9 protein-coding genes are annotated in these 8,479 nt (G+C 46.3%); 5 read left to right on the top strand and 4 right to left on the bottom strand.

Translation table 11 applies throughout. From position 1 onward, the window contains the following. The 3 genes from WCO51_06650 to WCO51_06640 form a co-directional block, all read right to left on the bottom strand. Positions 1 to 1,901 (bottom strand): trypsin-like peptidase domain-containing protein (locus tag WCO51_06650; protein ID MEI6512940.1); only part of this gene is annotated, 1,901 nt, incomplete at its 3' end. 236 nt (positions 1,902 to 2,137) lie between these two features. Beyond that, positions 2,138 to 2,290, bottom strand: a complete 153-nt coding sequence (locus WCO51_06645) for a hypothetical protein (protein MEI6512939.1) — start codon at positions 2,288 to 2,290, stop codon at positions 2,138 to 2,140. 214 nt (positions 2,291 to 2,504) lie between these two features. Further along, positions 2,505 to 3,404 (bottom strand): sugar phosphate nucleotidyltransferase, encoded by a 900-nt coding sequence (locus tag WCO51_06640; protein ID MEI6512938.1) that lies wholly within the window; start codon positions 3,402 to 3,404, stop codon positions 2,505 to 2,507. A 103-nt stretch (positions 3,405 to 3,507) separates the two neighbouring features. Between WCO51_06640 and WCO51_06635 the strand changes: the two genes are divergently transcribed. From WCO51_06635 to WCO51_06620, 4 genes are all read left to right on the top strand, one after another. Beyond that, complete coding sequence (locus tag WCO51_06635) at positions 3,508 to 4,422, top strand: tyrosine recombinase XerC (GenBank protein MEI6512937.1); 915 nt, start codon at positions 3,508 to 3,510, stop codon at positions 4,420 to 4,422. 42 nt (positions 4,423 to 4,464) lie between these two features. Further along, on the top strand, positions 4,465 to 4,998 hold the full coding sequence (gene hslV / locus WCO51_06630; GenBank protein MEI6512936.1) for an ATP-dependent protease subunit HslV: 534 nt from the start codon (positions 4,465 to 4,467) through the stop codon (positions 4,996 to 4,998). Between the two features lie 172 nt (positions 4,999 to 5,170). After that, positions 5,171 to 5,875, top strand: a complete 705-nt coding sequence (gene rnc / locus WCO51_06625; GenBank protein MEI6512935.1) for a ribonuclease III — start codon at positions 5,171 to 5,173, stop codon at positions 5,873 to 5,875. A gap of 79 nt (positions 5,876 to 5,954) precedes the next feature. Continuing rightward, positions 5,955 to 6,551, top strand: coding sequence for a hypothetical protein (locus tag WCO51_06620; GenBank protein MEI6512934.1), 597 nt, complete (start codon positions 5,955 to 5,957; stop codon positions 6,549 to 6,551). Between the two features lie 4 nt (positions 6,552 to 6,555). Here WCO51_06620 and WCO51_06615 read toward each other — a convergent pair whose 3' ends face one another. Then, positions 6,556 to 7,149 (bottom strand): ATP-binding protein, encoded by a 594-nt coding sequence (locus WCO51_06615; GenBank protein ID MEI6512933.1) that lies wholly within the window; start codon positions 7,147 to 7,149, stop codon positions 6,556 to 6,558. A 183-nt stretch (positions 7,150 to 7,332) separates the two neighbouring features. Between WCO51_06615 and WCO51_06610 the strand changes: the two genes are divergently transcribed. Continuing rightward, complete coding sequence (locus WCO51_06610) at positions 7,333 to 8,154, top strand: S-methyl-5'-thioadenosine phosphorylase (GenBank protein MEI6512932.1); 822 nt, start codon at positions 7,333 to 7,335, stop codon at positions 8,152 to 8,154. Positions 8,155 to 8,479: the final 325 nt, after the last annotated feature.

The following is an 8,479-nucleotide window of genomic DNA, read 5'->3' as shown; positions in this document are numbered from 1 at the left end:
GCTATATCCAACGCATAAAGAGTGCCGTCCTCCGAAGTCATTAATATTTTATCCTCTGAAATAGTTGGCGCATTTACAGAATTACGAGTGGTATATTGCCACGCTTGTTTTCCCGTCTTCATATCTATCGCGTAGAGATTGTTATCGGAATTGCCTACATAGCACACTCCCTTATGTATGATTAATTCAGAAGAGTAGACAGGAGCACCTCTCCCACGATTATCCTCGAGTTGTTTAGCTCTTGCGGCCGTATTTGTCCAAAGGACCTTTCTAGTATTCAGGTCTACGCCATAAAGGTATGCGCCGACTACACAAACTGCTTGACCAGCGGCATAATCTATGGCAACTCCGGAATTTAGAGCACGACGGAAGTCTTTTATACTGCCAAGGTCAATCGAACTTTCAACTTTTCCTGAAGATACATCGGCCAGCAAAACTTTGGCTATCCCATTCCCGAAAACTGCAACGGGGTCACCTTCTTCAATATCTTCCATTTTGTTGCTAACACGAAGCGGTATTTCGAGAATTATTAAGTTTGATTGGCTGACACCTCCTACCGTGTACCAACGTGGATGTTCTTCACCCTTACCAACTGATCCTTGTGACCACAAGACTTCACCGTTATCACTAGATAAGGCTCCGTAACCACTAAGACCTCCAAAAATAATTCCTTTACCATGTGGTAGTGCAGAGGAGATAAAGATTGATTCCTTTGACCATTTAACTGCCTTTGAACGAATATCGTAGGCATAGAAAGTGCTTGTTCCGGAGATTGTTGCCTTCAGACGACTTTCTCCCCAGCCAAAGAAATCTGTCCGTGGAACAATTCCTCCCCAAAATCCCAAGCTGCCCGACCAAGCATACAGTGTTTCATCCTTTGAGACAGGTGGGTAGAAAAATGGGCGAGATGCATCGGTCAGAACAACTTCTGAAGGCTCATAGTCTATCAATTGTTTTATCTGGAGCAAACTTCCATCAATAGAGGTTAACCATATTTCGTTCGCAAAGTCTACCGGTGAGCTTAATAGCGTGGGGACACGTCCAGTTGCAGCTTTGAACACAAAGTAGCTATTAGCCATGTTTTGGTTCACAACCACATCGCAATATATATCTTGTAACCAAGCAGACGAAATATCGTGTGATTCAGAGATCAATAATAAGTCCGAAAGCCGTGAAGAACCAGCATTTGCTTTATCTTCAATTTGCTCATTGAGATGAAGAGGAATGTTTAGATTAGTTAACAAGGCAAGCACAGTGTTTGATGGAACTGAGTATTTTAGACCATTAATTGCCTGTCTTTTATAAATAACTCCCCAAGTATTCACTCCTACCGCTTTACCTGTAGAGATCAGAACTAATGGTCCTCCGCTGTTCCCCCAAGTAATTGCAGTATCGTGTTGAAGGAGTTCTCGTGCTCCTAACATACTCCCTGCCAAGGGTTGTCTTAATCCGCTTATATGACCAAAAGTAAGCGTATAATCAGGCGCGATACCATTACTCATCTGCTCTGTTGGCAAGGGGTATCCTACAGCAAAAACCTCCTCACCCGTTTCGACTTCACTTGAGTCCGCCAATTCTAACGTCGCCAGAGGTTTTGTGGTCTCAATTTTGAGGATGGCTACATCAGCGTCTTTTGCCTTCTCGATGATTTTTGCAGAATATCGATCGCGATTATTGATGAAGACGTTAATCTCAGCCGCGTCATCAACAACGTGCTTATTCGTTACAATATAGCCGTCCGATGACACTACAAACCCTGAACCTAAAGCTTTATCGGTGATCACCCAAACGGTCGCAGCCTTCGCTTGGTTAATGATTGACTTGCGAGTTTTTGTTGTCGTCTGTCCGAAAGAGACAAACACACAGATTGAGAGCAATATAACTACGGATAAACCTTTCACATCTCACCTCAACGTAAATTAATTTGTTGTCATCACCTATCAGTGTGGTGATTGGTTTTGGACCGTGTCCCATTTTTAGCGGAAAGTTGGTAGTTCGTAAGATTATTTTACATCGCCTGTACATAGGTATCTCTTTCCACACAAAGAGTGCCTAACGTAGCTTGCAGCATCCATAAATCCTTGTGTCCAGACAGCTTTCGAAAGCTCTCTTCAGCTACTAAGAACGCTGATGACGCTCACCGAAGAACCATCTTGCCGTCTATCCATTGGCCTACCCGTCGAGTATGCAATCGATTGCCTTGTCCTTTGGTTTGCTCGCTGCAAAGCAAGCCAAACATAAAGAGAGCGAGAGAAGTAAGAAAATCTGTTTCATATTGCACACCTTTCATTTTATATAATCGATTCCTGAACTACTAATTATCTTCTTGGTTACAAGCTAATCAACAATAATGGCAGTGGGTTTTACTAGTCAATGAGTAAGTACGACACGCAACGTAATTATTCCTTCTTAAGAATCACACTATTTAAATTTTCTTTTCACAAAACCGAAAATTCAGGTCAATACAGTTTCTGTGCGCGAACTATTTTTAAATATTCCCCCTGTCACAAAAGGTGGGCAAAGGGTGATTTTAGGCCTAGTTTGTGTTGGGTCTCTAATAGGCCTTCGGGGACGCCGAAATCGTGGGATGTGCCGCAGGGATGGTAGGCTAGGCAGGGTTCTTGGTGATAAAGGGTGATTTGCCCATCTGTAAGTTGAACTTCACCGGACTTATGAGACTTTACCGCCTTATCTAGAACATTCATCATTGTTGGGCTGAATACATAAATGCCGAAATGAGCCATATATTGGCCTTTGGGGATATTTTCAATTCGAAGCCTAGCCCTGGCTTGTTCGATAGTTGGCTTTTCGATTATTTCTTCAACTTGATAAGTGCGAGCACAGATTGGCTGCCCCCCTACGATGCCGAAACGATTAATGATAGCTTCAGGGATGGGATGCACCCCAAAAACACTCTGTCCATATTCAACCGCAACATCCAAAGCTTGCTTCAGGCAGGGAGTGTTTGTATCCGAAATATACACGTGATCGCCGAGCATCACGACGAACGGTTCGCTCGAAACGAACGATTTCGCGCAGTGAACCGCATGCCCAAAACCGTGCGGTTCTTCTTGGGTGAAATATACGATTTGTTTTGAGAGTTGGGACAGACGCTCCGACTGTTCGAGGGCGATTTTCTTGCCGTTATAGGCGACGAGTTCACTTTCAGAGATGGGGGTGAAATAGTTGCGATAGACCTTATCCGTTCCCGGGCTTACAACCAACGCCACTTGTTCGATGCCGGAATTAATGCATTCCTCAACCATGATTTGAATAGCGGCTTTGGCGATCCCATCGGTATCAACGAGAGGCACAAGACCCTTTGGCACCACACTCGAAGCAGGATAAAGTCTCGTTCCCCGCCCTGCTAATGGAATAATCGCCAACTTAACCGGTTTCAACATCTTTCCCCCAAAGCAAATATTAACAAATTGAACTGTACCCGAATTTCTTTATTGTGAGCAGGCTTGACAGGAAAAGCCAAACCCTGCTATGAATTGATATGTAATGAATGATCTTACCGAGTTGGATATTGCGATCGAGCGGTTTCTGAACCACTTGCAAACGGTTCGCGCCGACAACACTGTAAAAGCATACGCGACAGACCTAGCGCAATTTGTTGATTATGCCCAGGTCAATGGCGCATGTACACCTCAAGAGGTTAATGATAAGTTAGTTAGGCAGTTCTGTAAACAGTTCGTCGTAAACGCTCCTACCACTCGAGCCAGAAAGCTGGCAGCTCTTAAATCATTTTTCGGTCATCTCCAAGCGCTAGGGATTCTTAAATCAAACCCTTGCGTAGATATTGTTGGTCCAAGCAAGCGAAATCTCCTGCCAAAAGCCCTTGAAAAAAGAGAAGCAGAAGCTTTAATGGAAATCCCCGCCTCCGATACTCCACTTCAAAAGCGTGATAGAGCATTATTGGAATTGCTTTATGCAACTGGGCTTAGAGTTGGCGAAGTGGTCTCAATTGACCTTGGGGATATCACTTTTGAGACTAAAACTATTCGAGTACGGGGAAAAGGCGGTAAAGAACGATTGGTTGTCTTCGGTAAAGCCGCTTATGAGGCGCTTTCAAATTATCTAGGCGGCGCACGTTCAGAGCTTGCTAATGATAAAAATCGAATTTCCGCCCTGTTCCTTAATTCAAATGGAGGCAGGCTGACGGTTAGAAGTGTCCATCGAATGGTCTCCACCTACGGACTTCAGCTTGGAGACACTATCCACATAACACCCCACACGCTTCGGCATTCATTTGCAACTCATCTGCTTAATGGCGGGGCGGATATAAGAAGTGTACAAGAATTGTTAGGACACTCGAGTATAAGCACAACTCAGGTTTATGCTCATTTAACTCTCGATCGACTTAAAGATGCCTATGATAAAGCGCACCCGCGAGCACTCGAAGAGGATGCCGAATAAGGGTAGCATTATAGGACGGCTAAGCGCCGTAAAGGGGTAAGGATGATTCATAGTACAACAGTAGTAGCCGTCAAACGCGGCAATGAGGTGGCATTAGCTGCCGATGGTCAAGTCACCCTCGGGGATTCCAACACGATTATTAAACATACGGCTAAGAAAGTACGCCGACTATATCACGGAGCAGTTTTAGCAGGTTTTGCAGGCGCTGCCGCCGATGCTCAGACATTGTCCGATAAGTTCGAAACAAAGCTGGAGCAGAACGGAGGCAATGTGCGCCGAGCCGCCGTCGAATTTGCCAAGGAATGGCGCACCGATAAGATTTTACGCCAACTTAACGCGATGATAATTGTAGCCGATAAAGAGGCGCTTCTAGTCGTCGCTGGTGATGGCAATGTACTCGAACCTGACGATGGAGTAATCGGCATCGGCTCAGGCGGCCCCTATGCCCAAGCTGCCGCTAAAGCTCTACTGAAATTCACCGATAAATCCCCCGCCGAAATAGCCAGAGAAGCTATCCAAATCGCCTCCGAGATTTGTGTGTTTACAAACGATAACATTACAGTTGAGACGGCTTAGTATTGCGGAGAAGGTGATAGGAAATAGGGTTGGGATTCCGGGAACCATCCCTCCCTTGAAGCCTAGTAACCTACATGTGATATAATCGAATAGCCTGGCAGAGTATTTACTCGAACTTGGAGTCAATTCGAAAAGGTGTCGAAAGAATCGGAGAATCGTTATCACGCGTACGATGAAAAATAAGTTAATACTGCCGACAACAATTCCCATCAGTGATGCCGGATTGTTAGAACGAGCGCTCACTCACCGTTCGTTCGCTAATGATACTATCGAGGCATCTAACGAACGGATGGAGTTTCTTGGTGACTCTGTGTTGGGGATGGTCATTTCTGAGTACCTTTTTGAGCATTATCCTGCATGGGACCAGGGTGAGTTATCAAAGGCGAAAGCTTCAGTCGTAATGGAAGGCGCATTAGCTGAGGCCAGCCGCCGATTAGGGTTGGACAAATATATACGGCTTGGACCTGGTGAGGAAGCGAGTGGGGGCAGGCAGCGGACCTCAATTCTCGGCGATGTGTTCGAAGCTGTTATTGCTGCCATCTATCTTAGCAATGGAATTGAGGCAGCGCGCAAATTTGTGATTGAACAACTCGAACCTGCCCTTGAGAAAGTAGCTCAGGGTGAGATTGGCGGGGATGATTTCAAATCTCGCTTACAAGAAATCTCCCAAGCCCAATGGCGAAAGACTCCAACCTATCGGGTTATTCTAGAATCTGGTTCGCCGCATGATAAAACATTCACAGTGGAAGTGATTGTTGAAAATGATGTATTTGGGCAAGGAAGCGGTAAGAGTAAGAAGGAAGCTGAACAAACGGCAGCTCATGAAGCAGTTTTGAAAATCTTAGGAGGAGAAATCACACAGCTTAGCGAATTGTAAATAATAATGGTGCACTACGTGCTTTCGGGCACGCACACACTCTGCTTGGCCTTGTAAGGATAAGGAGGGTGGTCCAAGGATGGCATATTGGAAAGAACCAGCAGATAGGATTTACTGCTGCAGCATTTTAAGTCCGGACTGGAAGCTCAAAGCGATATATCAATATCGCATAATACCGGAAGGATTTGAAATCTTTTTAAGGAAATGGGCAAAGGATACGCCCGTCCGTTCGGAAGAATGGGAACCGGATGGCTGGATTGAGCTTTGGCCTAAGTTGCCGATTCTAGCCGAAGGCTGGGCGGAATCCGGTATGAAAGCCTATTCTCTACTTCAACGATATCGCGTCGAGCGCTTCGATGATGATTTCATAACCCGTCCCTACCAACCCCCAATACGCCCTGAGATATTGCAGGAAGTAATCCACGAAAGCAAAGAGCTTCAGGCGAGTATCGTCCTGCATGATGACGGGCGTTTTGAAATCTGGTATGCGGCGTATGAAGAAGTTGCAGGCCAAAGCGGCCATCACGAGCCTACTTGGGATTGGATGCGCCTCCGCTCAGATATAAGAACCTATGCTGACCACTACGGAGACGCCATCGAAATCGCCAAAATCGAACTCGACCAACTGGCTAACATAAGGATGATAGAGTATGAAATGCTAGTGCAGCGCAATTAGGTATTTAATCCAAATAGGATTTGACAATTACCTTTACTTGTTTTACGACGGCTCTGATACCGGCATTGCCGGGGATATAGTGCCAGGTAGGATGAGACTTCCAGGCTTCGCGGATGCGTTGATCGAGGAATCTTGCTCTATCGGGGTCCTCATAGCGTATATTATTGCCTGCTTTACCCCATAAATCGGGATTGCAGACCGCAACCGATTCCAGGTGGATAACACAGTCGTATCGTCCATATAGCTCTTCAATGACGAGGTTGTTGTTTACAAGAAAGTCTTTAATATGGCCATCGGCATAGGCGGCGTTGTCCATGATCCCTCGATCGCAAACAACCACTTTTATGCCGCGATCTTTGGCAACCAATTCCCAAGCATTTTCTCTTTCTCTTTGGAGAGGCAGGATTGCATTGGTAAAAGCCGCCTGCCATTCAGGGGAATAGGGGATATCTTCCCCTGGCTTTGGAAAAGCCTTGGTGATAAGAATTGTGGCTGATTCTGGGATTAGTAGAATCTTATCTCCAAATTCTCTTTTTAATGCCCGTGTCGCAGTTGATTTACCGGACTGCGGCCCACCGGTTATAACTATCCTTTTCATATTTTCTCCGTAAAATAACGCGCTTAGTTACTGTTAGTGATGAATAATTATGAATGAGGATATACAGGGATTACTATACTTAGGCAAATTCCGAAACCCTTCCCCTGACATTGGGTGGAGGCGGATTAGAGTATGATTAGGCGTAGGATATTTCGGAATTCACAATACACATGGAGGTTGATAATGAGTACATCAGCAGCCCCGCAGGCTCAGATAGGGATCTTTGGAGGATCGGGTTTCTATTCGCTGCTTAAGAATGTCGAGTTTGTGAATGTGGAAACGCCCTTCGGCCCGCCCAGCGATAGTGTGGCGTTGGCAACTGTCGGCGATAAGAAAGTCGCATTCTTACCTCGACATGGTCGTGATCACAGCATCCCGCCTCATATGGTTAATTTTCGCGCCAACGTTTGGGCGATGAAAGAGCTTGGGGTAACCCGCATTATTAGCCCCTGTGCCGCCGGTAGCCTTCAATCCCATGTGAAGCCGGGCGACTTCGTAGTCTGCGATCAGTTTGTTGACTGCACTAAAGCCCGAGCAGATACCTTTTACGATGGGCCTATCGTCACACACGTTAGCCCAGCCGACACTTACTGCCCAGAAATGCGCGAAATTGCCGTCAACTGCATACGCAACGAAGGTATTGCTGTGCACGAAAAGGGAACGGTGGTCGTTATCCAAGGCCCACGTTTCAGCACTAAGGCGGAAAGCATATGGTTCACCAGCATGGGCTGGGAAGTGATAAACATGACCCAATACCCCGAAGCTTATCTGGCCCACGAACTAGAGATGTGCGTCGTCAACATTTCACTCATCACCGACTATGACAGCGGCCTCCACGCCGAAGGCGAAGTCGAACCGGTGAATGCTGAAGAGGTCATGCAAGTCTTTCACAACAACGCTGACCGTATCAAACGGGTAGTCCTAGGCATGATCGCCACTATCCCCAACGAACGATCACGCTGTCCCTGCCCAGAGACATTAAAGTATGCAAGAGTGACTGTGTGAGAGGTAAGTCGTTGGGAGATAATTAAGAAGTCAGAAGTCATGCCGGATTGAAGTGCGAAACACGATCCGGAATCCAAGCACCTCAAAGCGGTGTCATCCTGAATTAAGTGAATAATCTGACTGGAAGGTTTTGAGGAGGTTGCTTCGGCGCAAACAGCCTCGCAATGACACGGATATTGAAAAGGGCGCGGCAGAAAGCCGCGCCCTTTGTCTTGGACTACTCAGTAGCTTGTTTCGGCTTGACTTGAGGCTTGGGAGGCACTGCTGCCAGTGGAGTTCCCTCCGCTGCAGTTGATGTTGCCTTTGAAGCCAAAGCATCGCCTAA

Source organism: bacterium (assembly GCA_037131655.1).
Classification (GTDB): Bacteria; Armatimonadota; Fimbriimonadia; order Fimbriimonadales; family JBAXQP01; genus JBAXQP01.
This window is presented reverse-complemented; position numbering and strand designations above follow the sequence as displayed.